The sequence below is a fragment of the Flavobacterium hibisci genome, assembly GCF_020026925.1.
Classification (GTDB): Bacteria; Bacteroidota; Bacteroidia; order Flavobacteriales; family Flavobacteriaceae; genus Flavobacterium; species Flavobacterium hibisci.
This window is the reverse complement of sequence record NZ_JAIQDW010000007.1, coordinates 176,203-202,578: the sequence shown is the minus strand read 5'-3', so window position 1 is coordinate 202,578 and position 26,376 is coordinate 176,203. Positions and strand designations below refer to the sequence as shown.

At 34.7% G+C, this 26,376-nt stretch carries 21 protein-coding genes; 19 read left to right on the top strand and 2 right to left on the bottom strand.

Going from position 1 to position 26,376, the window contains the following annotated elements; genetic code table 11:
* Positions 1 to 279 precede the first annotated feature (279 nt).
* The 15 genes from K8B81_RS09645 to K8B81_RS09575 all read left to right on the top strand — a co-directional run bounded on the left by K8B81_RS09645 (position 280) and on the right by K8B81_RS09575 (position 15,184).
* Positions 280 to 1,461 (top strand): hypothetical protein, encoded by a 1,182-nt coding sequence (locus K8B81_RS09645; protein ID WP_223681224.1) that lies wholly within the window; start codon positions 280 to 282, stop codon positions 1,459 to 1,461.
* Between the two features lie 344 nt (positions 1,462 to 1,805).
* Positions 1,806 to 4,184 carry a TonB-dependent receptor gene (locus K8B81_RS09640; protein WP_223681223.1) on the top strand — a complete coding sequence of 793 codons (2,379 nt, stop codon included), beginning with the start codon at positions 1,806 to 1,808 and terminating at the stop codon, positions 4,182 to 4,184.
* Between the two features lie 38 nt (positions 4,185 to 4,222).
* Entirely contained in the window at positions 4,223 to 5,038 is an 816-nt protein-coding gene (locus K8B81_RS09635; protein WP_223681222.1) for a DUF4249 domain-containing protein, read from the top strand.
* 8 nt (positions 5,039 to 5,046) lie between these two features.
* The gene (locus tag K8B81_RS09630; protein ID WP_223681221.1) at positions 5,047 to 5,529 is read left to right on the top strand and encodes a GyrI-like domain-containing protein; all 483 of its coding nucleotides are present in this window, start codon (positions 5,047 to 5,049) and stop codon (positions 5,527 to 5,529) included.
* A gap of 4 nt (positions 5,530 to 5,533) precedes the next feature.
* Positions 5,534 to 6,004, top strand: a complete 471-nt coding sequence (locus tag K8B81_RS09625) for a DUF1572 family protein (protein WP_223681220.1) — start codon at positions 5,534 to 5,536, stop codon at positions 6,002 to 6,004.
* Between the two features lie 55 nt (positions 6,005 to 6,059).
* On the top strand, positions 6,060 to 6,722 hold the full coding sequence (locus tag K8B81_RS09620; RefSeq protein WP_223681219.1) for a thiamine diphosphokinase: 663 nt from the start codon (positions 6,060 to 6,062) through the stop codon (positions 6,720 to 6,722).
* 90 nt (positions 6,723 to 6,812) lie between these two features.
* Positions 6,813 to 7,487, top strand: coding sequence for a tRNA (guanosine(37)-N1)-methyltransferase TrmD (gene trmD, locus K8B81_RS09615; protein ID WP_223681218.1), 675 nt, complete (start codon positions 6,813 to 6,815; stop codon positions 7,485 to 7,487).
* Positions 7,488 to 7,662: 175 nt separating this feature from the next.
* Positions 7,663 to 8,013, top strand: a complete 351-nt coding sequence (gene rplS, locus K8B81_RS09610; RefSeq protein ID WP_223681217.1) for a 50S ribosomal protein L19 — start codon at positions 7,663 to 7,665, stop codon at positions 8,011 to 8,013.
* A gap of 277 nt (positions 8,014 to 8,290) precedes the next feature.
* Positions 8,291 to 10,513: an NADP-dependent isocitrate dehydrogenase gene (locus tag K8B81_RS09605; protein ID WP_223681216.1), complete on the top strand. Its 2,223-nt coding sequence runs from the start codon at positions 8,291 to 8,293 to the stop codon at positions 10,511 to 10,513.
* A 313-nt stretch (positions 10,514 to 10,826) separates the two neighbouring features.
* The gene (locus K8B81_RS20945) at positions 10,827 to 10,937 is read left to right on the top strand and encodes an AraC family transcriptional regulator (RefSeq protein WP_317196953.1); all 111 of its coding nucleotides are present in this window, start codon (positions 10,827 to 10,829) and stop codon (positions 10,935 to 10,937) included.
* A gap of 104 nt (positions 10,938 to 11,041) precedes the next feature.
* Positions 11,042 to 12,052, top strand: coding sequence for an aldo/keto reductase (locus tag K8B81_RS09595; RefSeq protein WP_223681215.1), 1,011 nt, complete (start codon positions 11,042 to 11,044; stop codon positions 12,050 to 12,052).
* A gap of 16 nt (positions 12,053 to 12,068) precedes the next feature.
* Positions 12,069 to 12,965, top strand: a complete 897-nt coding sequence (locus K8B81_RS09590) for a helix-turn-helix domain-containing protein (protein ID WP_223681214.1) — start codon at positions 12,069 to 12,071, stop codon at positions 12,963 to 12,965.
* A gap of 112 nt (positions 12,966 to 13,077) precedes the next feature.
* Positions 13,078 to 13,668 carry a TetR/AcrR family transcriptional regulator gene (locus tag K8B81_RS09585; protein WP_223681213.1) on the top strand — a complete coding sequence of 197 codons (591 nt, stop codon included), beginning with the start codon at positions 13,078 to 13,080 and terminating at the stop codon, positions 13,666 to 13,668.
* Positions 13,669 to 13,680: 12 nt separating this feature from the next.
* Entirely contained in the window at positions 13,681 to 13,908 is a 228-nt protein-coding gene (locus tag K8B81_RS09580; RefSeq protein ID WP_223681212.1) for a hypothetical protein, read from the top strand.
* A 7-nt stretch (positions 13,909 to 13,915) separates the two neighbouring features.
* Positions 13,916 to 15,184 (top strand): MFS transporter, encoded by a 1,269-nt coding sequence (locus K8B81_RS09575; RefSeq protein WP_223681211.1) that lies wholly within the window; start codon positions 13,916 to 13,918, stop codon positions 15,182 to 15,184.
* Between the two features lie 59 nt (positions 15,185 to 15,243).
* On the opposite strand, the gene K8B81_RS09570 is transcribed toward K8B81_RS09575, so the two are convergent.
* Positions 15,244 to 16,056, bottom strand: coding sequence for a YifB family Mg chelatase-like AAA ATPase (locus K8B81_RS09570; protein WP_317196952.1), 813 nt, complete (start codon positions 16,054 to 16,056; stop codon positions 15,244 to 15,246).
* Between K8B81_RS09570 and K8B81_RS09565 the strand changes: the two genes are divergently transcribed.
* From K8B81_RS09565 to K8B81_RS09555, 3 genes are all read left to right on the top strand, one after another.
* Positions 15,999 to 17,714 carry a recombinase family protein gene (locus K8B81_RS09565; RefSeq protein ID WP_223681210.1) on the top strand — a complete coding sequence of 572 codons (1,716 nt, stop codon included), beginning with the start codon at positions 15,999 to 16,001 and terminating at the stop codon, positions 17,712 to 17,714. The genes K8B81_RS09570 and K8B81_RS09565 overlap by 58 nt on opposite strands.
* A 404-nt stretch (positions 17,715 to 18,118) precedes the next feature.
* Entirely contained in the window at positions 18,119 to 18,409 is a 291-nt protein-coding gene (locus K8B81_RS09560; protein ID WP_223681209.1) for a hypothetical protein, read from the top strand.
* A 23-nt stretch (positions 18,410 to 18,432) separates the two neighbouring features.
* Positions 18,433 to 18,624, top strand: a complete 192-nt coding sequence (locus K8B81_RS09555; RefSeq protein WP_223681208.1) for a hypothetical protein — start codon at positions 18,433 to 18,435, stop codon at positions 18,622 to 18,624.
* Positions 18,625 to 18,732: 108 nt separating this feature from the next.
* Here K8B81_RS09555 and K8B81_RS09550 read toward each other — a convergent pair whose 3' ends face one another.
* Positions 18,733 to 21,348: a KAP family P-loop NTPase fold protein gene (locus K8B81_RS09550; protein ID WP_223681207.1), complete on the bottom strand. Its 2,616-nt coding sequence runs from the start codon at positions 21,346 to 21,348 to the stop codon at positions 18,733 to 18,735.
* A 716-nt stretch (positions 21,349 to 22,064) separates the two neighbouring features.
* Between K8B81_RS09550 and K8B81_RS09545 the strand changes: the two genes are divergently transcribed.
* Positions 22,065 to 26,333: a hypothetical protein gene (locus K8B81_RS09545; protein ID WP_223681206.1), complete on the top strand. Its 4,269-nt coding sequence runs from the start codon at positions 22,065 to 22,067 to the stop codon at positions 26,331 to 26,333.
* Positions 26,334 to 26,376 lie beyond the last annotated feature (43 nt).

Below are 26,376 nucleotides of genomic sequence, written 5' to 3'. Positions count from 1 at the left end.
GATAACTATGAAATCCTGCTTTATTGAGGCGGGCTTTTTTTAGTTCATCGTTTATTACGAAAATAATTGAGTTTTTTTACTCTTTGAAAACAAGATTTCTAATTTAGCCCCGATCGATCCGGTATCCTTTTACAGCGGGGTTCGCTGTAAAAGATTTAGGATAGAGCGGGACTGGTTTTGTGATTAAGGTAAATACATATGCTTCTCAAAATAAATATGAAAAGGCATAGTTGTTGAAAAGCTAAAAAAGATATATTTACACCTTCAAAACGATACCTTATGCAAAAAATTACTTTATTTGTTTCTATAATATTCCTGGCTTTTTCCTGTGGTGTAAAAACAACCCAGTCCCTTATTAGTGACGGTAATTATGACGCTGCTATAAACCGTGCTGTTGAGGCATTAAAAACGAACAAAGATTCGAAAGGAAAACAGGATTATGTGTATTTGCTGGAAGAAGCATTTGCTAAAGCTAAAGAGCGGGATTTGAGAAATCTGGAAATGATGGAAAAAGAAAAAAATCCTGCTAATCTGGAGCTTATTTACAACACTTATTTGCAGCTAAATAATCGTCAGGAAAAAATCAGGCCAATATTACCGCTTCAGTTATTGAAACAGGGAAAAAATGCTCAATTTGTTTTTGATAATTATTCTGATCAGATTGTAAACAGTAAAAATGCCTTATCTAAATTTTTATACGAAAACGCGCAAGCTCTTTTTAAGTCTCCTAATAAACTAGACGCAAGAAAAGCGTATGATGATCTAAGTTATATAGAAAGCATTAATCCAAATTATAAAAATGCCAAAAAACTGATTAATGACGCCCAGTTTAAAGGAACTGATTTTGTAAATGTTTATGCTGTGAACGAAACCAATATGATTATTCCGAAGCAGTTACAAGACGACTTACTGGATTTTAATACTTACGGATTAAACGATAAATGGACTGTGTACCATAGCGTTAAACAAAAAAATGCGCATTATGATTATAGCCTGATTTTAAATTTTAGGGAAATCCACATTTCGCCCGAACAAATAAAAGAAAAGGAATTCGTTAATGAAAAAGAAATTAAGGATGGTGTTAAAACACTTCTGGACAGTAGGGGTAATCCGGTTAAGGATAGTTTAGGCCGTATCATAAAAGTTGATAATCTTAAAAAGATTAAAATCAAAATTTTCGAATTCAGACAGTACAAAGCATGTCAGGTAACAGCAAAAGTGGATTATGTAGATTTAAAAAGCAATAGTTTATTGCAATCATTTCCAGTGGCGAGTGAATATGTTTTTGAAAATGTCTATTCAACATATAGCGGAGATAAAAGTGCGTGTGATGAAAAATACCTCGGATATTTTAATAAACGTGCAGTCCCTTTTCCAAACAATGAACAAATGGTTTTTGATACAGGCGAAGACCTAAAAGCTAAATTCAAGAATATTATTGTTCGAAATAAATTCAGATAAAAACAAAAAACTTTTTAAAATAGAGGACCAGATGCATTTTTTATATCGAAAGAGGACATCTTAATCTTAATGTTGTAGTAATTTATCTTAAAATCTCTAGAGTTAATTTAGCTGTAGAGATTTTTTTATAGCCTAAAAAAATAAATGTTGTCGTACAATACAAAAGGATAATAATGTTAAAAAAAAGCATATGAATACAAATTTAAATTTTTTGAGGCAAACAAAATAAATTCTAAAATTTATCTTTGGCTACAATTGAAAAAGATTTTCTTAACTCATTCTTAAAAACGTTTGGGCAACCATTACAGGTGCTAAAACGTAAGTAAGGTATATTTGATACAGATATGATTACAAAAAAAATCTACACATTTGTTGTTTTTATTATCTCTTTATTTTCCTTTTCTCAGGAGAAATTTACGCTAAGCGGAACTATCACAGACTTTGGGAATAATGAATCCCTGATAGGGGTACATATCCATATTCCGGAATTGAATATTGAAACCTACACAAACAAGTACGGGTTTTATTCCCTTACACTTCCTGCTGGAGAATATCAATTGAAAATAAAACATTTAGGATATCAGGAAGTCGAAAAGGCAATACTTTTAAAAGAGGATATAAAAGATAATTTATTCTTAAAAGAAAATAACGAAGAGCTTAAGGAAGTTGTAATCAAGGAGGTTAGATATAAGACAAATATTAAATCGCCTGAAATGAGTGTTAATAAACTATCCATTTTTTCTATTAAAAAAATGCCTGTGGTTTTTGGTGAAGTCGATGTCATAAAGTCTATTTTACTATTGCCAGGAGTTACAAATGCTGGTGAAGGGGCTTCAGGTTTTAATGTAAGGGGAGGAGGTGCTGACCAGAATTTAATTTTATTAGATGAAGCAACCATATTTAATTCTTCACATGTTTTTGGTTTTTTCTCCGTTTTTAATCCGGATGCCGTTAAGAATTTGAAATTGTATAAAGGAGGGATTCCAGCACGTTACGGAGGAAGGGTATCTTCGGTTTTAGATATCTATCAGAAAGACGGAAATAGCAAAGAATTTCATGTAAATGGTGGAATTGGCCTGATTTCAAGTCGAATTCTTGCCGAAGGTCCGATAGTGAAAAATAAAGGATCATTTTTGATAGGAGGAAGAACCTCGTATGCCCACTTATTTCTAAAATTATCAGAAGAACAAAAAGACAATGCAGCTTATTTTTATGATCTTAATACCAAGTTAAGTTATAAACTAAACGAGAATAACAGTTTGTTTTTATCGGGTTATTTTGGCCGGGACGTTTTTAAACTAAATAAAATTTTCATGAATACTTATGGAAATTCTACTTTGAATTTACGTTGGAGTCATTTGTATTCGGATAAATTATTTGCAAATTTATCTTTAATTTATAGTGATTATTATTACGGACTTGATTTAAATTTTATAGGATTCAAATGGGATTCCGGAATTAAAAATTATACTGTTAAATATGATTTTGAACATTACATATCAGATAAGTTCAAATTAAGTTATGGTATAAATGGAATTTATTATGATTTTAATCCAGGGAAAATAAGTCCATTAAGTGATGAATTCACTATTAATCCTGAACAATTAGATAGAAAATATGCGCTTTCACTTTCACCTTATATTGATGCAGAAAATAAACTTTCAAAAAAAATGACAATTTATTACGGATTGAGATTCAGTCAGTTTTATCGTTTGGGGGCTTCTACCGTTAATTTGTATGAAAATAATAATGCGGTTGTTTTCAATCCGGATATGGAGATTTACGAAAAAGGAACACCAATAAGCACTGAACATTACAGTAAAAATGAAGTTATTGAAAGTTATAATAATTTTGAGCCAAGATTTTCAATTTCGTATCAACTAAATGATAATCAGTCAGTAAAGGCTAGTTACAACAGAATGGCACAATATCTTCAGTTAATTTCTAATACGTCGTCTCCCACACCTCTTGATGTGTGGACACCCAGTGATAATTATATCAAACCTCAAATTGCAGACCAGGTTGCTTTGGGATATTTTAGGAATTTTAATAACGGTACTTATTCATTAGAAACTGAGATTTATTATAAAAAAGTTAAAAACAGGCTTGATTATATTGATGGTGCTGATCTGATTGCAAACGACGCGATTGAGCAGGTAATTTTGAATGGACAGATGCGCGCCTATGGATTAGAAATCATGTTTAAAAAGAATGAAGGCAAATTTAATGGTTGGATTTCTTATACACTTTCAAAATCAGAGCAGCAAACTCCTGGCAGGACATCTGAAGAAACAGGAATTAATAACGGGAAATGGTATAATTCGGCATATGATAAACTACACAATTTGGCTATTACTTCAGCTTATACTTTAAATGGGCGATGGTCATTTGGAGCTAATTTTATTTTACAGTCTGGTCAGCCGGTTTCCTATCCAAATAGTCAGTATGAATATTTAGGTATAACTGTTCCTGGTTATGGATTGCGAAATGAAAATCGTCTGCCTGCATATCATCATTTAGATATTTCAGCAACATTATCTCTTGAAAAAAATGAAAACAGAAAATGGAAAGGCGAATGGGTTTTTAGTATATACAATTTGTACAATAGACAAAATGCAGCCTCTATAAATTTCCGTCAAAATGCTGACACCGGTTATAACGAAGCAATAAGAACCTCTATTTTTGGTATTGTACCTGCAATAAGTTATAATTTTAAGTTCTAAAAAAATCAATTTCCCTAAAAAGAAATAAAACATAAAGCATGAAAAAAGTAATTTTATCAGTGGTATTTTTTATATTATTATTGTTTACAGGATGTGAAGAAGTCGTTCATGTTGATTTAGAAACTGCCAAACCCAAACTAGTAGTAGAAGCGGCCATTAATTGGAGAAAAGGAACATCTGGTGCACAGCAAACAATAAAACTGACAACTACAACAGGTTATTTTGAAGATGAGATCCCAATAGTTACAGGTGCAGTGGTTTATGTTAAAAATAGTACTAACCAGCAATTTAATTTTACAGAAGTACCAAATACAGGCAGGTATGTGTGCAATAATTTTAAACCGGTAATTGACGAAAATTATTCTCTGACTATAATTACTAATGGAAATACCTATACAGCGAGTGAAACGCTAAAATCGATAACTCCAATAAACAATATCACGCAATATTACGGAGGCCAACTCGCCGGTATTGTTGTAAGGGCTTTTTATAATGATCCGGCAGATGTAGACAATTATTATTTATATAAATATACTTATTCAAATAAAATTACCTCTACTTATTATGCTGATAAAGACGAATTTTATCAGGGCAACGAATTTTTTAGCATTTCTGATGACGAAGATTTAAAAGCAGGAGACGAAGTCGAAATAACGCATTATGGAATTTCAAAACAATACTATAATTATATGAATATATTAGTAAGTCTTGCAGGCAATAATGTAGGTGGTCCTTTCCAAACTCCCCCGGCAACAGTAAAAGGCAATATTATTAACACAACCGATAAAAGCAATTATCCGCTGGGTTATTTTTCGCTAAGTGAAACTGTTTCAAGAAAATATATTGTAAAATAATTAATGATATGAATTCCAGAATCGAAACCCTAACCGGGAAAAAACTCATAGGCAAACATATTACAATGTCTTTCATAGAAAATAAAACATTCCAGTTATGGAGCAGTTTCATGCCGGAGAGAAAAAAAATCAGGAATTCTATAGACTCTAATTTATACTCACTTGAAGTTTTTCCTGAAGGACATTTTAATAATTTCAATCCTAAAAATACTTTTGAAAAGTGGGCAGCTGTTGAAGTGTCTGATTTAAATGAAATTCCGGCAGGTATGGAAAGTTTGTTGGTTCCTGATGGATTGTATGCTGTTTTTATTCACAAAGGACCATCGCCAGAAGCAGAGAAATCCTATCGTTTTATTTTTACAGAATGGCTTCCGGATTCAAAATATTTTGTTGATGACCGTCCACATTTTGCTATAATGACTGAAAACTACAAAAAAGATGATCCGGATTCAGAGGAAGAAATCTGGATTCCTGTAAAAAATAAAGTTTAATATCATGCTGATAGAAAATTTACGATTGCTTTTTAACCGCGATCTCAATAAACTAAAAGAAGAAATTGAAGCGTATCAAACCGAAAACCAGCTTTGGGTTATTGATAAAAACATTGCTAATTCTGCAGGAAATCTTTGTCTGCATCTAATTGGAAATCTTAATACTTACATAGGTGCTGTCCTCGGAAACACAGGTTATGTCCGTAACCGCCCTTTAGAATTTTCATCAAAAGGTGTTCGAAAAGATCAATTAATAACTCAAATTGAAGAAACAATTTTGATGGTAAACAACACATTGGATATTTTAAAGGAAGCCGATTTAGAAGCGATATATCCGCAAATTGTTTTTGAAAAAGAAATGAAATCGGGCTTTTTTCTTATGCATCTTTCTACTCATTTGGCATATCATTTAGGGCAAATCAATTACCATAGGAGGCTGCTGGATTTTGATTCTGTAAAAGATCGTAAATCTTAAATTTGAAATATAAAATAGGAGCAGTACCTTTGCACAGCATTCAAAAAAACACAGCATGTCATCACATCATATAGTTCGCGACGATCAGGAACCTGCATTAATTATTGCAAACGGAGCCTCCTGCAGTGCTGAGTTATTAGGACAATTGCTCGAATGGTCTCCGCTTGTTATCGTACTCGATTCGGCTATTGAACGTGTCATTGATCTGGGAATTAAAGTTGATGTCCTGTTGGGGGATTTCGATCGGGGGTTTGATCCTGAAATCTACAAAACAGCCCAATATCCAATCGAAATTGTTTATACCCCGGATCAAAATAAAACCGATTTAGAGAAAGCTTTTGATTATCTAATCGATAGAAAAATCCCTGCTGTAAATGTAGTCTGGGCTACAGGAAAACGTGCAGACCACACCATTACAAATCTTACCAATATCGTCCGCTACCGCGATTTACTTAAAATTGTTATTCTCGACGATCATTCCAAAATATTTCTACTGCCCAATAAATTCGAAAAATGGTACACTGAACAAACACCAATTTCCCTTATCCCGATTGGAGTTGTAAATGGTATTTTTTCGAACAATCTAAAATATGAATTACAGGACGATACGCTCACGATGGGTTACAGAACAGGCAGCAGCAATTCAGTAGCAAAAGACGGAATAGTTACTATTACGCACAATAACGGTGATTTATTATTGATGGAATGTACGGATTAACCATTGAATTTTGAAATTGACATTGGTATTTGAATTTGAAGAAGCTATTTACTTTGTATCTTTGCCCCTCAGAACTATTGAATAAATAAAATGCGAATTGATATTATTACGATTTTGCCGGAATTATTAAAAAGTCCTTTTGAGGCTTCGATTATGAAACGTGCCATTGATAAAGGCCTGGTTGAAGTTCATTTTCATAATTTACGCGATTATACTACCAATAAACAAAAAAGTGTCGATGATTATCCTTTTGGAGGAGGAGCCGGAATGGTAATGACCGTTCAGCCTATTGACGACTGTATTACACACTTGAAAAGCCAGCGCGAATACGACGAAATCATTTACATGTCTCCGGATGGTGAAACCCTGAATCAGAAAATGGCTAATACCATGTCAATGTATGAAAATATTATTATTTTATGCGGACATTATAAAGGTGTAGATCAGCGTGTTCGCGATCATTTTATTACTAAAGAGATTTCAATTGGTGATTATGTTTTATCTGGGGGTGAATTAGGTGCTTTAGTGTTATCAGATGCATTAATCAGATTGATACCTGGTGTTTTAAGTGACGAAACTTCGGCATTGACAGATAGTTTTCAGGATAATCTGCTTTCTGGTCCTATATATACAAGACCTGCAGATTATAAAGGCTGGAAAGTGCCGGAAATTTTAACCAGTGGTCATGCTGCCAAAATTGATAAATGGCGCGAAGACATGGCGTATGAACATACAAAAAACAGACGCCCGGATTTGCTGGAATAAATTCTAAATTTTTAAAATTCCAAATCCCAATTAATCAGTTAGTTGAAAAATGGAATTTGGAGTTTGTTTTGTTTGGAATTTTATTTTTTTTATCTACATTTGCACCCGAATTAGACCAACCTCTGGCGAAATCCGTGTATGTTGCTTTATTATAAAAACCATAATTTAAATTATCATGGCAGATTTATTAAAATTCGTTCAAAACGAATTCGTTGCTAAAAAAGATTTCCCTGAATTCGGAGCTGGAGATACTATCACAGTTTTCTACGAAATTAAAGAGGGTGAAAAAACAAGAACTCAGTTTTTTAAAGGAGTTGTTATTCAAAGAAGAGGTTCTGGTAACACAGAAACTTTTACTATTCGTAAAATGTCTGGAGCTATTGGTGTGGAGCGTATCTTCCCGGTAAACTTGCCAGCTTTACAAAAAATTGAAATCAACAAGAAAGGTGCTGTACGTAGAGCAAGAATTTTCTACTTCAGAGATCTTACTGGTAAAAAAGCTAAGATTAAAGATAAAAGAAGATAATCATTTATCTCTTTGTTATAAAAAACTCGTTTCAGGTAATCTGAAACGAGTTTTTTTTTAGGGTCACTTTTTGAAATACCAAAAACATAATTTTTTATTGTAAAAATCATTGATTTAATAATTTAAAGTCTGCGAAATAGTAATCTGTTAATTTCAGGATTTCTGCTCAAAACTACACCGTTTTCGCAGTGTTTTTACTATATTTGCTCCGCTCATTTTGAGCCAACTATACTTTGAAATTGCTGATTTCGGCAATACCAATCATAAAAAAAAAAAAATGACACAGAATTCAAAAATTTTTTACACCTTAACTGATGAGGCGCCATTATTAGCGACTTATTCTTTATTGCCTATTGTTCAGGCTTTTACTTCTACAGCCGGTATAGCAATTGAAACCAGGGACATTTCTTTGGCAGGAAGAATTTTATCTAATTTTCCTGAATCATTAACCGATGCTCAAAAAACAGGAGATGCTTTAGCAGAATTGGGTCAGTTAGCAACTCAGCCAGAAGCTAACATTATCAAATTGCCAAACATTTCAGCATCTGTACCACAATTAAAAGCTGCTATTGCTGAATTACAATCTCACGGATACAACGTACCAAATTATCCTGAAGATCCTCAAAATGATGCTGAAAAAGAAATTAAAGCTAAATACGCAAAAGTATTAGGTTCTGCTGTTAACCCGGTTTTACGTGAAGGAAACTCTGACCGTAGAGCGCCAAGAGCGGTTAAAAACTTTGCAAAAGCAAACCCACACTCTATGGGTGCCTGGTCTGCTGACTCAAAAACTAAGGTTGCTTCTATGTCAGGCGGTGATTTCTACGGAAGTGAAAAATCTGTTACTGTTACTGAAGCTAATGATGTAAAAATTGAATTCGTTGCTAAAGACGGTACTGCTACTGTTCTTAAAGCAAGTACTCCACTAAAAGCGGGCGAAATTATCGACAGTTCTGTTTTAAGTGTAAGTAAATTAAAAGCTTTTGCTGCTGAAGCTATTGCTGAAGCTAAAAAAGAAGGTGTTTTGCTTTCTGTACACTTAAAAGCTACCATGATGAAAGTTTCAGATCCAATTATCTTTGGCGCTATCGTTGAAGTTTATTTTGCTGATCTTTTTAAAAAATACGCTTCTTTATTTGCTGAATTAAACGTTGACACAAGAAACGGTTTAGGTGACATCTACGCTAAAATTGCAGGAAGACCTGAACAGGCTGAGGTTGAGGCTGCAATTAATCAGGCAATTGAAAACGGACCAGCTTTGGCAATGGTTAATTCTGATAAAGGAATTACAAACTTACACGTTCCGTCAGACGTAATTGTTGATGCTTCTATGCCAGCAATGATCCGTACTTCCGGACAAATGTGGAATAAAGAAGGAAAATCACAAGATACAATTGCTGTTATACCGGATCGTTGTTATGCAGGAGTTTATACAGCTACAATTGATTTCTGTAAAAAACACGGGGCTTTTGATCCAAAAACAATGGGAAGTGTTCCTAACGTAGGTTTAATGGCTCAAAAAGCGGAAGAATATGGTTCTCACGACAAAACTTTCCAAATTGCTGCAGATGGAGTTGTTCGTGTTGTTGATAAAAATGGAAATGTTTTAATGGAACAAAACGTTGAAACAAACGATATTTTCAGAATGTGTCAGGCGAAAGATGCACCAATCCAGGACTGGGTTAAACTAGCGGTAAACAGAGCTCGTTTATCTGATACTCCTGCTGTTTTCTGGTTAGACGAAAACAGAGCACACGACAGGGAATTGATCGTAAAAGTTAAAAAATACCTTAAAGATTACGACACTACAAACTTAGATATCCGTATTTTAAATCCTGTTGCTGCTACTGAATTTACTTTAGAAAGAATCATCAAAGGTTTAGATACAATTTCTGTAACAGGAAATGTTCTTCGTGATTACTTAACAGATTTATTCCCAATTTTAGAATTAGGAACTTCTGCAAAAATGTTATCTATTGTTCCTTTAATGAACGGCGGTGGATTGTTCGAAACTGGAGCCGGAGGTTCTGCTCCAAAACACGTTGAGCAATTTACAGAAGAAGGATACTTACGTTGGGATTCATTAGGGGAATTTTTAGCGCTTGGTGCTTCATTAGAGCATTTAGGACAAACTTTAAACAATTCTAAAGCTATCGTTTTATCTGAAACTTTAGATCAGGCTAATGATAAATTCCTGGCAAATGATAAGTCTCCTGCTCGTAAAGTAGGTCAAATTGACAACCGTGGTTCTCACTTTTACCTTGCTTTCTACTGGGCTCAGGCATTAGCGGCTCAAGATAAAGACGCTGAATTGAAAGCAATCTTTACTCCAATTGCGGCTGAATTTGAAGCTAATGAAGCTAAAATTGATGCTGAATTAATTGGTGCTCAAGGCAAGGCTCAGAATATTGGGGGGTACTATCAGCCAACACCTGAATTAGTTAGTAAAGCGATGCGCCCTAGCGAAACTTTCAATGCTATTATTGCTAAAATTGCATAATTAAAGCAATCTTATTTATATATTAGAAAAAGACAATCAGAAATGGTTGTCTTTTTTTTATCAAATACAAAATGAATTAACTGCTTCAAAATCATCGCACCTATTTTTCAGCCTTCAGAAAGTCTTAGACAGAGTTTGATTTTCGATTTTTATATGATTTCTGTAAAGAGAGCTATGGATCACAAATACAGGTATGGACAAACAGGATTGCGATTTCGATGAAAGGTATTATGTTTGGAATGACACCTAATCAGGTCTTAAGCGAAAAACTCATCGAAAGGCAAGAGAAAAACTTTTAACGACCAATTTATCAATTAGCGAAATTGCATTCGGATTGGGTTTTGAGCATTCTCAGTCTTTCAGTAAATTGTTCAAAAGCAAAACTGAAACATCTCCTATAGAATTCACACAATCGTTTAATTGACGAAATAAAGATTACTTATCTGTGATTTAGATACGTTAATCATCGTTTTGCATACAGCAGATTCTGGATTTCTCTTCAACTTTGTGTTATTAAAATAAACAATTATGAAGAATTTAAATCAGGTAAAATTAGGAAGTCAGGGTTTGGTTATTCCTACTATAGGTTTGGGGTGCATGGGAATGACAGGTTTTGGAGACGCAGATATGTATGGCAAAACCGATGAGAAAGAAGCAATAGCAACTATTCATCGCTCATTTGAATTAGGTGGTAATTTCCTAGACACGGCAGATTTGTATGGTCCTTTTAAAAATGAGCAACTCATCGCGAAAGCCATTGAAGGAAATCGTGACCAATATAGTATCGCTACGAAATTCGGTTGGGAAATTGATGACAAGGAGCAGGTAACGTGGAAAATAAATGGAAAGAAAGATTATGTAAAAAAATCAGTAGAACGTTCCCTTAAAAATCTAAAAACGGATTACATTGATCTTTATTATATGCATCGTCTCGATAAAAACACACCTATTGAAGAAACTATTGAAGCGATGTCTGATCTGGTAAAAGAAGGAAAAATTCGTTACATCGGATTATCCGAAGTGTCCTCGGAAACAGTAAAAAGAGCTCATGCTGTTCATCCTATAACAGCTGTTCAGAGTGAATATTCTTTGTTTGAAAGAACGGTTGAGGAAAAAGGTGTTATCAAAACTTTGAATGAGTTGGGAATTGGTTTTGTCGCTTATTCACCTTTAGGAAGAGGTTTTTTGTCCGGACAAATCCGCAAAATCGATGATTTGCCCGAAAATGATTTTCGAAGAGGAATTCCGCGTTTTCAGGAAAAGTATTTCTATAAAAACATTGAACTCGTAGAAGCAGTGGAACAATTAGCTAGAGAAAAAAACATTACCTCTTCTCAATTAGCGTTGGCTTGGATTATCAGCAAAGGAATAGTGCCAATTCCAGGAACGAAACGCAGAAAATATCTTGAACAAAATATAGAAGCAAGTAAAATCGTATTGAGCGAATCTGAAGTACAAAAACTGGAAAACATCGTACCTTTAGGAACTGATACCGGTGCGCCTTATGATGAATTCAGTATGGGACTTTTAGATTATTAATTTTAAATTTACAGTGATGAATACAATTGCTTCTATTTCACAATTTCACCGATTACTGTCGCTTCCCGAACCAAAACATCCTTTGGTGAGTGTTATTAACCTGTCTGAAAGTATTTTTATTGAAGATGAGATTTGGAAAGGTTTTATAAACAGGTTTTACTGTGTAGCACTGAAAAGAAACGCAACAGGAAAAATAAGATACGGGCAACAGCATTATGACTATGATAAAGGTGTTTTGAGTTTTACAGCACCAAATCAGGTTCAGTATCTTGACCTGCAAAATATGCAATGTGATTCCGCTGGCTATTTATTGATTTTTCATGAAGATTTTTTACTGAAACATTCTCTGGTAAATACTATTTCTTTATACGGATTTTTCTCATATGCAGTGAATGAAGCTTTGCATTTATCTGAAGATGAAGAAAATAATCTCCTTGAAATACTTCATAAAATAGATAAAGAATGTCAGTATATCGACCAGCATACTCAGGAAATTATTTTGTCCCAAATTGAATTGCTGCTAAACTATTCCAGACGTTTTTATGAAAGACAATTCATTACCAGGAAAAATGGAAGCCATCAGCTTCTGGCAAAATTTGAAACGTATCTGAATAATTATTTTGATCAGTCTTCAGCCGGAAAAGGACTTTTAACCGTTTACCAAATTGCAGAAGCGATGAATATTTCTCCTAATTATTTGAGTGACCTTTTGCGAATTCAAACCGGGCAAAACACGCAACAGCATATACACGAAAAGCTCATTAGCAAAGCGAAAGAGAAACTTTCGATAACTAAACTTTCGATAAGCGAAATTGCTTATGAACTCGGATTTGAACATTCGCAATCATTCAGTACTTTGTTCAAAAAGAAAACAAAATTGTCTCCGTTAGAATTTAGGCAGTCATTTAATTAAACATTTATCTCTTTTCATTTTTAAAATAATCCATTTTTAGATGGATTATTTTTTATAAATAAGCGAACATTCATTTATATTTAATATATTTGTTTTAAATAAAATTAGAATAATGCGGACAAGAGATGCCAACAAAGAAGAGCTAGTCAAACAGAAGGCTATTGAGATGCTTGTCAAATATGGTGTTGAAGGTTTTGGAATGAATAGGCTGGCAAAAGAAAGCGGTGTTTCTGTAGCAACACTTTATATTTATTATTCTGACAAAGAAGATTTGATCAAAAAAATAGGGTCGGAAATTGGGCAGACTTTTTTCTGTGAAATGGTAAAAGATTTTTCCCCTGCTATGTCTTTTAGGGAAGGTTTACGAAAGCAGTGGGAAAACAGGGCAAGATTTGCATTAAAAAATCCGTTGAAAGTTGCTTGTTGGGAAGCCTTAAGCCATTCCAGTTATCGGGATGATATTTTAGAAGAAAGCCTTGCAAATTTTAAAAAAACGATGTGGAGTTTTATTGAAAATGCTTTAGAAAGAAAAGAACTGTTGCCGATTTCCATTGAGGTGTTCTGGAGTGTGGCTTACGGGCCTTTATATGCCTTACTTCGATTTGAAAATGAAGGCAAAAGTTTTGGAGATACGCCTTTTAAACTCACTCAGGAAAAAATGGATGAGGCATTTGAATTAGTATTAAAAGCACTGACACCATAAATATTAAATGCTATGGAAGAGATTCTAAACAACATATTGGTATTCGCAACCAATATAAAAACAGAAAACGACAGGCAAAAAATAAGTTTTGCGTTAGATGAAAATTCAGAGATTCAGGAGTGGAATATTGATCAGGAAGATATTGATTGTGTTTTGCGTGTTGTGAGCACAACATTATCCGAGGAGCAAATTGTCAATATTCTTGACAACCATAATTTCAATTGTGTACCATTAGAATAAATTAGAAATGAAGGAAGAAAATCCAGTAATACCTTTTACGGGTTATCAGAAATTTGCAGTTTTTATACTGGCAATTACTCAATTTACAGTAATTCTGGATTTCATGGTAATGTCGCCATTAGGAGATATACTTATGAAATCCCTTGATTTAAAAACGACACGTTTCGGTTTAGTGGTTTCAGCATACGCTTTCAGCGCAGGAATTTCGGGGCTTTTAACGGCAGGTTTTGCAGATAAATTCGATCGAAAAAAATTATTGTTATTCTTTTATCTTGGCTTTATTGGCGGGACAATTTTATGTGGTTTAGTTAATTCCTATCCTTTATTAGTAGCAGCCAGAATTGTTACAGGTTTGTTTGGCGGTGTAATAGGCTCAATTTCTATGGCTATCGTAGCAGACTTATTTACTTTGCAACAGCGTGGCCGTGTCATGGGATTTCTTCAAATGGGATTTGGAGCAAGTCAGATTCTGGGCATACCTATAGGATTGTATCTTGCTAATGCATGGGGCTGGCACGCACCTTTTTTATGGGTAGCCGGAATGGCAGTAATAATAGCAGTATTGATTGCAGTTAAATTGAAGCCAATTGACGAACATCTTAATCTTAAGCAGGATAAATCTGCTTTTATGCACTTAATACACACAATCCGTAATAAAGAATATAGAATTGGATTTACAGCTACAGCCCTGCTTTCGATAGGTGGGTTTATGATGATGCCTTTTGGGAGTGCTTTTGCCATAAACAATTTAAAAATCACTCAGGACGAATTGCCTATTGTATTTATGATTGCAGGTTTGTCTACTTTGGTTGTAATGCCGATAATAGGAAAATTAAGTGATAAAATAGATAAGTTCAGGATATTTGTTTACGCTTCTGTTTGGACAATCATAATCGTTGGGTTATATACCAATCTTGGCGAAACCCCACTTTGGTTAGTTATAATTTTTAATGTACTTATGATGATGGGCGTAATGAGCCGTATGGTCCCATCGACAGCTTTAGTTACTTCTATTCCGGGAATGCAGGACAGAGGTGCTTTTATGAGTATCAATTCCTCCTTACAGCAAATTGCAGGGGGTATAGCTGCCGCCTTTGCCGGAACTATTGTAGTGCAAAAGGATAAGTTTAGTCCGCTTGAGCATTATGATACTTTAGGATACATAATTATTGCAATATCATTTGTCACGTTATTTCTTTTGTACCGTGTGAGTAAGCTTGTCAAAAGAAAATCGGGGTTAAATACCCAAGACATTCCGATAATCCATGAAATTTAGATTCTAAAATGAACTTATATGTGAGACAGCTTTTTACGGCTGTCTTTTTTGTGTAATCTCTATCCCAACCACCCATCACGATCAAGACTTCGATACTGAATTGCTTCAGCAATATGTGATGAAATTATCTGAGGAGCAGCATCTAAATCAGCAATGGTTCTGGCAACTTTTAAAATACGGTCGTAAGCCCTTGCTGAAAGATTCAGTCGTTCCATGGCAGTTTTCAGTAATTCTTTTGATTGCTCATCAAGAACACAGTACTCCCGAATTAATTTACTGCTCATTTGTGCATTATAATGAATATTTGTCAATTCTTGAAAACGAACAGACTGTACTTCACGTGCAGAAGTTACTCTTTGTCTAATTGAAGCACTGCTTTCTGCTTTATTATCATCTGATAGTTTCTCGAAAGGCACTGGTGTTACTTCAATATGAATATCGATCCGGTCTAATAAAGGTCCGGAAATTTTACTCATGTAGCGCTGCATTTCATGTGGGGAAGAAGTATTGGGTATTGATGGATCGTTAAAAAAACCACTTGGACTTGGATTCATACTTGCCACGAGCATAAAAGAAGAGGGATAGGTTACTGTAAATTTTGCTCTTGAAATCGTAACTTCCCTGTCTTCTAAAGGCTGCCGCATTACCTCCAACACATCTCTTTTAAATTCCGGCAATTCATCCAGAAATAAGACTCCGTTATGCGCCATTGAGATTTCTCCCGGCTGGGGATAACTTCCCCCGCCAACCAGTGCAACATTTGTTGTGGTATTAAAAGGGGTGGTGTATATTTGCATATTAAATACATCGCCAAATGGGAAAAGTTTGCATATACGCCAGGGTATCAACAGTTGATAAACAGGATTACACACGACAAGTTTCTGATTGTAAAACTGCGATTGGTAACAAATATAGTGAAGAAAATATAGAAGTGTTTGCGGAAAGAATTTCGGGGTATAAAGAAAATGAAAAACGACCGGAACTCACTAAGCTACTTAATATTATCAATAATGATTCGAAATATTTTGATGCAATTTACATCACGGAAATATCCCGTTTAGGTCGTGACCCAAAAGTCACAAGACTTCTAATAGATGAACTAACGGAAAAAAAGATACCCATATTTATTACTTCAATTAATCGGTCTACACTTGACGAGAATTTAGAGCGAGATTCCATTATGAATATTATACTTCAAGTACTCATGGAGTTCGCTGACTCAGAGTCACGCACATTGAAACGACGCTCGAAATCTGGGTTACTCCAATCGATAATCAATGGTAATGCAGGTGGTAGTAAAAACTTGCCATATGGTTATAGAAAAAATGAAAATAAGAAATTAGTTGTTGATGAAATAGAATCCATAGTAATAAAAGAAATATTCGACCTTTACAAAAATGGTAATGGTGTTAAGAAAATTGCGTCTTTTTTAAATTCTAAAGGCACGCCAACCCGCGTCAATATTAGCTTTAAAAATCAAGTATTAAATTATAACACAAAGAAGAAGGCACAAGATGTAATATGGTCTGACAAGACAATATTGGACATTATCAAGAATCCAATTTATAAAGGACAAAGACGCTTCAAAGGTAATTTGTATGAAGTTGATTCAATTATTAGTACGGAATTATTTGATGGTTGCAATGATATTATTAAAACGAAAACTCATCGTAACAACCACATGAAATACAACTATCTTTTAAAAGATCTTTTGACTTGTTCAGTTTGTGGCAGGGGTTACTTCGCAAAGTATAAACCTGTTCCAGGTGGTGATAAAGTCTATATATGTAGCAGCCGATTACTTAAAGGCGGTAATTGTGGAAACTTGGGAATTAATATTGATTATTTAGAGTCATCAATTTTAGATATGCTTAAACAGTCTAAGAAGTTATTATCATTAATTGATAAGATTGATCAGCTAAAAGAGAATCTTAATTCGGAAATTGTTTCGCTTCGAAATGAAATTCAAATATTAGAGAAATCTCTTAGATCACAAAAGAATAAAGAAAGTCAACTGTTAAAGTTGTATTTACGAGGGGGATTGGAAGTCGATGAATATGAAGAATTGAAAGAAGAAGTAAATAAAGAATCTCTTTCCATTTCATCAAAGTTAGAGCTGTTAAATAAAAGGCTATTCGAGCAAATTGACCAATTGGATAATCTTGATGAAAGCGAAAGCCTAGAAGATATGATTAAAAATCTTCCCAATAATCGCCTACAACTTATTAAAATATTTAAACAGCTCATTAAGCAAGTTTATATTTATAAAACTTTGACAGATAAAGAGATACTCTTAGATGTTGAATTGAATTACGGTTCTGGAAGTTTTAAAATGATGCTGGATTTAAATGTGATGAAATACAAACAACCAATATATAATTATAGAGTAATAGGAAATGTGTTGAATTTAGAATATACTGATAGTGGAGTTTTAACTACTGATGAAAATCTAATAAATAAGTTTTTTAGTACATATATAGGGAGTTACAAATGGAATGTCGAAAAAGAAAATTATTTGAAACTGGAGTAGTCTATTAATAATCACATGTATTTTAATAATTTATTCTCCAAATATCTTTTACAATTTTTATTATTGATTATAATACAAAAATATGGCTTAATCTTAAGATTCTAATTTACTGCGCAGGATCAGTGCGTACTATTTGAATATCTTCGATCTTTCAAATTAAAGCACAACCAAAATAGTATTTATTATGGACAAACCGATTACATTCATGGAAGAACTAACGACAGGATATGCCCTGATGGATCTCGCATACCGGGATTATATCGCCACTCGCTATTAAATAACCATCTACAGTTCAGGGACTGACATTAGCAAGCACGGCTGTTGAAAAATATTTAAAGGCCGTAATTGTTTTTAATATTCAAGAAAGGGAAAGGTACCAATATCATTTTGATAAATTCGAACGATTGAAAAACCTGCTCTCTAAAGTGAACAATGATGTGAGTGAAGAGTTTGACCCGCTTTTCTTAGAAATATTAACAAAGGCTTTTAAGATAAGATATTATGATAATTTAAGAGAACCGATTTTTATAGGGTTTTATCTTAATCAATTTATAGGGGAATTGGACTGGACTGGACTGTTTACTTTCTGGAAAATTTTATTGGAAAGACTCAAAGCGGCGGACAATCTATATCAAGCTATAGTAAAGCCTTTAAAAATAATGATCCGTATCTTTACAAAAATAACTTTATTTTAGAAAAGCGGAACAAAAAAGATTTTATGGAAAGATGCGATATTGGATTCTATATTCATATCAGTGTTGCAGCTGTAGTGCATCGGGAGACGGTTGTAAAAGGAGGAAGTACAAGAAATAAATATGATGGACGTATAGCGGAATTTATAGAATTTGGACAAGACTTTCTATATATTAATTTTTGGTTTCGAATTAACGGACAGTTGCGTAATGCCTGATTAAAAGCAGCTATGTTGTATCTATTGCTTTCATGATTTGCTTATGGACAAGCCTATAACTCATAATACAAAAAGTACTTTATTTCCCTTGTAAAAATATTGCTGAGCCTATTTTTTTAAATATTTTATTACTTCGTTAGGTCTAGGTTTAATGGAAATAAATTCTATATAATCAGTTCCTTTAAGCTCGATTCTCATGCCTTCGGTAATAACTTCCTGATCGATAATCCAATTTGGATTGTTGTTATACATAGTCATTATATCCTCTACGAAATCTGAAAGAAGGCTGTCAATTTTCTCGTAACGCACATTAATGGTCAGATAGAAAACGTCTTGAGAGATCGTAAAGCTAAAACCATATTTTTCCTTATAATTGGCTTCTGCTACAAAATGATAACCTAGATCGGTATCCGTTATTTTTACTATTACCTGTGGATCCCTTTCTCGCTGTCCGTATCCTTCACGTCCGGGCTCATTCTCCGAGATTCTAATTTTACTCAGCATAAGCGGAGATTGCTCAAAATCATATTCTAGCGTATATTGAAAGTTAATGGCCTTTAAAAGTTTGAAAAGATCAATGAACTCCTTGATCTCTGGCATTGGGCTGTCTTTATGAGCCTTTACAAAATCAATATATTTATCTCTTGATCCAAAAATTTCAGTAACTGTTTCAGAAATTCTAAATGCAGTGTTTGAAAAGGGATCTAGCTCGGTAAACTGTACGCATAAAAGCTCAATACTGTTGCGATGCCAAAAGTCTTTCAAAATTTTATTGACTTTATTCTTATTTAGTAATTTTACTCCATGATAGAGGCTGTATATCCTAAAATTATCTACATCCCAAAGTATGGTTTCATAGCGGGATAGAAATTTTTCAAATAATTCGACGGCTTTATTGGTGATATAGAATTTTTCAAGTTTCCAAAGCTCATTCATATCCTTAATTTTCCAAATTGTAATTATTATGAAAAACCTGGTTTCATCAGAATAGGAATCATTGCTGAAGAGCGATTTATCTAGCCATTTTTGATATTCCTTGATTCTGCCTTCACCAAGAGCCTCGTAAAGCTGTGCCGCAAATTTTTCTATAAGTTTAAACGTATCCAGGTTGTAATGACTCTCCACGCCGTCCATTTCATAGATAATTGTCAGGCACTCTATGGTACGACGTATTTTTTCCGGGTTGTCAGTCAAAAAATAATTCAGTCTGCCAATCAGCTGTTCTGATTTGCCTTGTGCTTTTATGTTCAGCAGCTCGCTTTTAAGCGACTGGCTATCAGCGGAAAATAAAGCATCAAATTCAGCCTGTTTGAAGTAGTTTGGAAAGATGCGCTGCTGTACAAGCATTTGAAAGTTATTAATGAATCTAATGGAATCTTGTCCTTCAGGAGTATTTTCATTACCAAATAGATGCGCCATTGTTTTCACAAGCAGCAGATTATCGCTTCGGGAATTTTTTTCATTTGGACTACTAAAGTCGCCTTCCCTTATAATCTTTGCATAAAGCTCGTAACAATCCAGATGTTTAATGCTTCCTATGGACTCATTAGCAGACGAATAGATGATATTTTCAACCATATTCTTCTGGTCTTTTGGTACTTCCTTTAACTTATAGGTTCCTTTTATTTTGTCAACGGTTAAAAAATCTCCTCTGCTGTCGTTTAGCTGTTTTACCATGTTTGGAAATTTAAGCTTAAAGAAGGTAAAGTTTATAAAATCTGTCAGGTTCAGATAGTAAAAATCCTCGTTGAAAAGGGAAATATCGTACTTAATCTGGTTGACAACCCTTTTGACGTCTCTGAAATTTTTTATATAATCCTCAAAGAGAAGATTTGGCTCCATAAGAGCAGCGTTCAGCCTGATTTCCAAATCTGTAGGTGCCGGACTGAATGGGCGCAGCATTTCCGAAATAAAGTACTTTTTCAGAAGACTGTTCTCTATTTCAGGAAGATAAATCTCCAGCTGGAAAAACTTATCGACAAACTTGGTGTCAAGAATATTCCCTTTGGCGGTCAGCCGTTTTATCACATACTGCTTATCCATTGCAAGCACAAAAAACGTATTGGTAAAGTTGGCGGTATTGCGGATAAGCTTAAGGGTCTGAAGGATTTCTTTCTGGTTGAGGCGGTCCAGATCATCTATGAACACAATAATTTTTTTATCTGTTTCGCCAAGCATCACGTTGATGTTTTCATAAAGCTCGCATGCCGAGGACTTTGAGAAATTCGTTACATGGTTCTCCAGAAAATTTTTGAGGTTCTTATTTTGGTAGAGGTCTGTTAATTTTTCTGAGTAGTCAAGGATCTGATTGGACAACTTCCCGTTATATGGCGCTAGCTGGTTGCTGAGTAATGTAAAGAACTCATTTATGATTTCACTCTCATTGTGATTAAGGTACGGTAGGAAATGAATTGAGATTATTTCTTTTTTCTTAAACTGTTCAGATTTGTCAATATTGTTTTTGACAAGCTGTATCAAACTGGATTTTCCGTTGCCCCACGGACCGACTAAACCTATCGATATAGATTTTGGATGCTCGTCATGCAGTAATATTGCCGTCAGTTTTTCAATTATTGGACTAAAATTTACATGATCCTGTCCAGTAGAAGAAATTGGATCGTCGCTTATTAGAAAATTGTTTACTAGTGCAGGCTTCTTCATTGCTTTTCTAATACGGCTGAAGCTGCTAAAACAGAAGTACAGAAGTGCAAGTACGAGTGCCAAGTCAATATATTTTATTGAAAACCATTTGATCTGGACAATTGAATGCAGGTTCCAGTTTAATCCATTCCAATTAAAGCGATAATACAGAAGCAGGATAGACAGTAGGAAAATAATGTTATATTCAGCTGGAGCAGGCAGATATTTATTAACAATTAGTTTTTTATACAGAAGGAGAATTGAGCTGATAAAGGCCAGCATCAAAATTAGTTGTAAGTACCACTTGTTATATGAGGGGGCGGACATTAGAAAATTCTCGATCAATGAGTTAACCGCTTTTTGGAAGTAAAGAAAGATAAAAATTAAAATAGCAGGTAATATTATATAAGTGCTTTGAAAAAAATTGCGTAAAAACTTCCCCATAGTGTGTAATTGCAGTATTAAACATTCAATGGGTAAATATACAATTACTTCCTGACTATAAAATATTAGCCACCGTTCATCAGATAGAATATATTAACGGGTGTGTGATATTCAGATACCAGCCGTATTGACCGGATGTTAAAAGTCTAGCAACGTTTATGGCTTACTTTTTAATTTTTAATTGGGAATAAATATTACCATTCATTAAATTGTTTTGGGGGCTAATTAAAAAACGTTCTTATTTTAATGATTAATTTTTTTTGTAGGCCAATTTTATAAATTTGTAAGTAACTAATTATTGTTTTAGAGAAGCAGACGCGAATAATCCCTTTAACATCCAATTTATTATAATAGCAATGAGCAACCTAATCAAATGGGAAAACCTTAAACCCTATGGAGATGACAAAAAGAAAAGTTTTGAAGAATTATGCTATCAGATAGTCTTTGAATTATATTCTTCACAAGGCAGACTGACTTCCATTGATGACAGTGGCGGAGGTGATGGGGTAGAATTTTATTTAGAATTTGCAAACGGAGATGTCTGGGGATGGCAGTGCAAATTTTTTGGACGTTTTAGCGAAAGCGGAAGACAGGAACAGATTAAAAAATCGCTGCAGAAAGCTGGAGATGTGCATGGCGAAAGATTAAAAAAATGGTTTTTATGCAGTAAGCTTTCCATGACACCTTCTGAGAAAATATGGTTTGACAGTTGCGGAGGACAGAAACACAAAGGAAGAGCAGTTTTATTATCTACATGCAGTCCAGAATTGATCCATTGGGGAGAGAGTGAAATATTAAATTATTTAAGGAAGTATCCGAATGTCCAGCGATATTTCTTTTCAGATAAAATACTTGATTTTGAGTGGTTCAGAGAAAAGTTTGAGATCGTTAGGGAATCCAGGGTCATTAAATCGAAATATTTAGAGACGCTTCACATTAACGGCTCCGCTGACGAAGAAATTTCAAAGTTTATAGGAGGAAATTCTTTAGCTGAACTCATACTGGATAGGGCTGCTCATCTGGATATCGATAGATTTAAAATTGATTATGAAGACGATATTAAGAAGATCAGGGAGTACGATGTTTCTATTGGTTTTGAGGAGACAGTAAAAAAGATAAGCAAATTTGTACTTGTTGACAGCCATGTAACGTTAATAGAAAGAGGAAATGTACTGCTTAGAGCTTCTGTTATAATTTTACAGCAGAAGGAACGGCACGAACTTAATTCATTGCTTACAGAGATAGACAATTTTGTACAGGAATTTCAAGTTTATTATAATGAATATTCTTTCCTTAGCAGAGATGAAGCTGTTGCGGATATAAGCTTGGATGTTGAGCGTAAAGAATCGGATCATTCAATTAAACAAAAAATACGCGAATGTCGAAACTGTCTGCTGGGGCCGTATTTTACAATTAGAAATTTTGATGCTTATATAAATATCTTTGCGATGCTTCAATCAGTGAATGAAACTGAAGCCTATATTTCAGGAAATGCCTCAAAAGGAAAAACCCATCTAGCAGTTGATACAGTGCGCAAGCAGATAGATGGCGGAAAGCCTGCACTTTTTCTTTTTGGCAGCCAGTTCAGGTCTAATCTTCCTGTGAAGGAACAGATGAAACAGCTGCTGGATATTCCAAGTGACTGGAATGTAAAGGATTTTTTTGGAGCACTTGAAATATGTGCACGAGTGAATAAGACTAAACTTGTACTTGCCATTGACGGTCTTAATGAATCGGCTTATTGGAAAGATATTTGGGCGTCAGGCATAGAAGAGCTGGCTAACGAAATCAGGCTGAATTTTTCTAATATCCTTTTGATAGCTACCTATCGCAGCTCTTATGAAGAAGTGCTCTTTCCTAAAGGCTATCTGTCCTATCCCGACGGAAAGTGGAGTTTGAAGGTGGAGGTGGATGGCTTTACAAATTACAATGTCAACGAAGCTACAGAAAGATATTTTGATCATTACGGCATTACGCTGCAGAACAATTCAGAGAGAATATACCATTTCATAGAACCTTTATATCTCACAATCTTTTGCGAAGCCAAAAAGGGAGAAACTGTATCATTTCAAAATGAAGATATGTTTGACATTTTTGAAGAATATCTCCAGAAATGCAATGAAAATATTGTAGGGAGGCTTGGACGAGAGCTCCGTTACAGTAAATCTTTTACAAGAGACATACTTAATAAAATTTCTGGGGTGCTCTGGAACAGTGATAAAAGAGATGTACCGCTGCAGGATGTTGTGCCTGCTGTTCTTGATACTGAGACCTTACATGCTTTTGAAGGCGAGGATCTGCTGATTTTCAGGGATTGGGATGGAATGGAAGTTGTGGCATTTACCTATGATCTGCTTAACGGTTATCTTATCGCTAAAAGCATATTAGAAACTGTCAGGGACGGTAATGAAGTTAAGGCTCTTATAAAAAGTAAAAAATTTGCAGTATCACTTCTTGGAGAAAATCGCAGGCATGCCTTATATGATGATATTCTGCGTTCCTTCTGCATACTGGCAATCAAGCGTTTTGGACTAGAATGTTTGATCAGTGAATCTTATTCGCTCTCAAAATATACAGTGGAAGCCTTATTTGATTTGAATGCTGATATTATTCTGCCATATGAGGCCTTGGCGAAAGAAATGGTTACTACAGCTTTTCGAGATACTTCTAAAACATGGTCATTAATAGACCTTTTTGACACTACTGAACTGGTTATCGAGCATCCGCTAAATTTCCTTTTTCTATCCGATCTTCTTCGTTCAATGAATGTAGGCTTTAGGGATATTTATTGGACCGAGAAGTGCAGAAACAGTTATTTTCCCGACGAAGATGGGAACTACTACGGTTATATCAATCATATAGAAAAAGCAATAAGAGAAAAAGAGGTTATATCGGATCGTGTTCATATCGCAGCTCGAAAGCTGATGTGGATGCTGACAGTCACTAACAGAGACATGCGTGACCATGCTACAAGGACGCTCTATTACTACGGGAGACGATTTCCAAAGGAGTTTACAGAACTTGTTTCCTATTCCCTGGCTGTAAACGATCCTTACGTGTGGGAAAGAACTCTTGGGGCAATGTATGGAGTGATACTTGCAGAGCATAACAGCATGGATCGTAAATTTCGTGAACAGCATTTAAAACCTATGGGCCGAATGCTGTACAGTCTAATTTTTTCGGAAGATGCTCCATATGGGACTACGCATTATCTTGCCCGATGCTATGCGGCTATGAGCCTTGAAACTGCATTGAAATATTATCCTGATCTGCTTACTGAGCCAGAAAAGAATAACATAAGAGCACCTTACAAGACAGGAGGCATAAGAGATTGGGGTGAATTTGACTATGAAAGGCAGAAAGGGACGTTCAGTGATCCAATTTATATGGATTTCAGCAACTATACCATAGGGCAGATCGTAAATGACGGAAGGAATTATAGTGATCCAGAGAGTAAGAAGAAGGTGCGCCGACAGATCTACTGGCGTATTTTTCAGCTTGGGTGGGATGGGCTGATATTCAAAGAAATGGACAGCAGGATACAAAGAATGGAACATACAAGCAGAGGAAGAAGAGCTAAAACAGAGCGCTACGGAAAAAAATATTCATGGATTGCATTTTATGAACTTGCCGGCTTAAGGGATGATGAAGGCCTGCTGGAAAATGAATATGGAGATTTCAGGATAATCAATCCTGATATTGATCTGAGTTTTCCTGAAGACTTGAAAGATGATGAATCAAAATTTGTTGATACGGATTATCTCGGGGACAGGAATCAGAGTCTGATGGAGTGGTATAGAAATGGAGGAGGTGCAGATGTAACAAAATATCTTGAGGTCAATGGCCTAAACGGAGAGCCAGGCGAATGGATCTGCATGGATGGATTCATATCCCAGGAGGATAAAGAAATCCAAAGGGAGCGCTTTATATTCATCAGAGCACTTATTATAAAAAACAAAGATTTGGATGACGCTTTGTTACGGCTGAATAAGCAGAACTTCAGAGGAAGATGGCTCCCGGAAAAAAGGGAAAACCACGATTGTTTTGCCGGTGAAATGTACCTTTTTGATGGCGCAATATATGATAATTATGTTAAATTATCTTTTATTGAAGATACCAAAACGTATACGGTAAAAAAAGATCATCCGGATTATAGGCCGCAATTTAATTTTGATAAATTCGAGATGGAATACCCTGAAGAAATTGAAGTTACCAAGCAGATAAAAAAGAAATTTGAAATTCTTCTGCCAGTTATGGAATATGCATTTTCAAGCGATAGCAGCTCAAATAACACAGGACATAGAACAGTCATTTCAAAAGAGCTGTTTAAGGAGCTTGAGCTAGTTAATGAACCAGACACTTTTAATCTTAAAGATCTCAACAACCGTTTGGCTTCACAGCAAGTTAACTTCAATCAGGATAATAATAACAGACATAATTTTGTATATCTGCGGAAAGATCTGCTTGACAATTTCCTTACTTCACACAATTGCACTTTAGTATGGGGAATTTGGGGAGAACGCAATTTCAGTTTAGGTAATATAAATAATATGCGAGACCTTCATGCAGAAAGCGGATTGAAAAATTTTCCAGTTTTCCAGTCAATTGAAGTTTATAAGCAATAAGTTTTGATTAGTGTTAAAATATTTATGGAGATAATTTTTGATA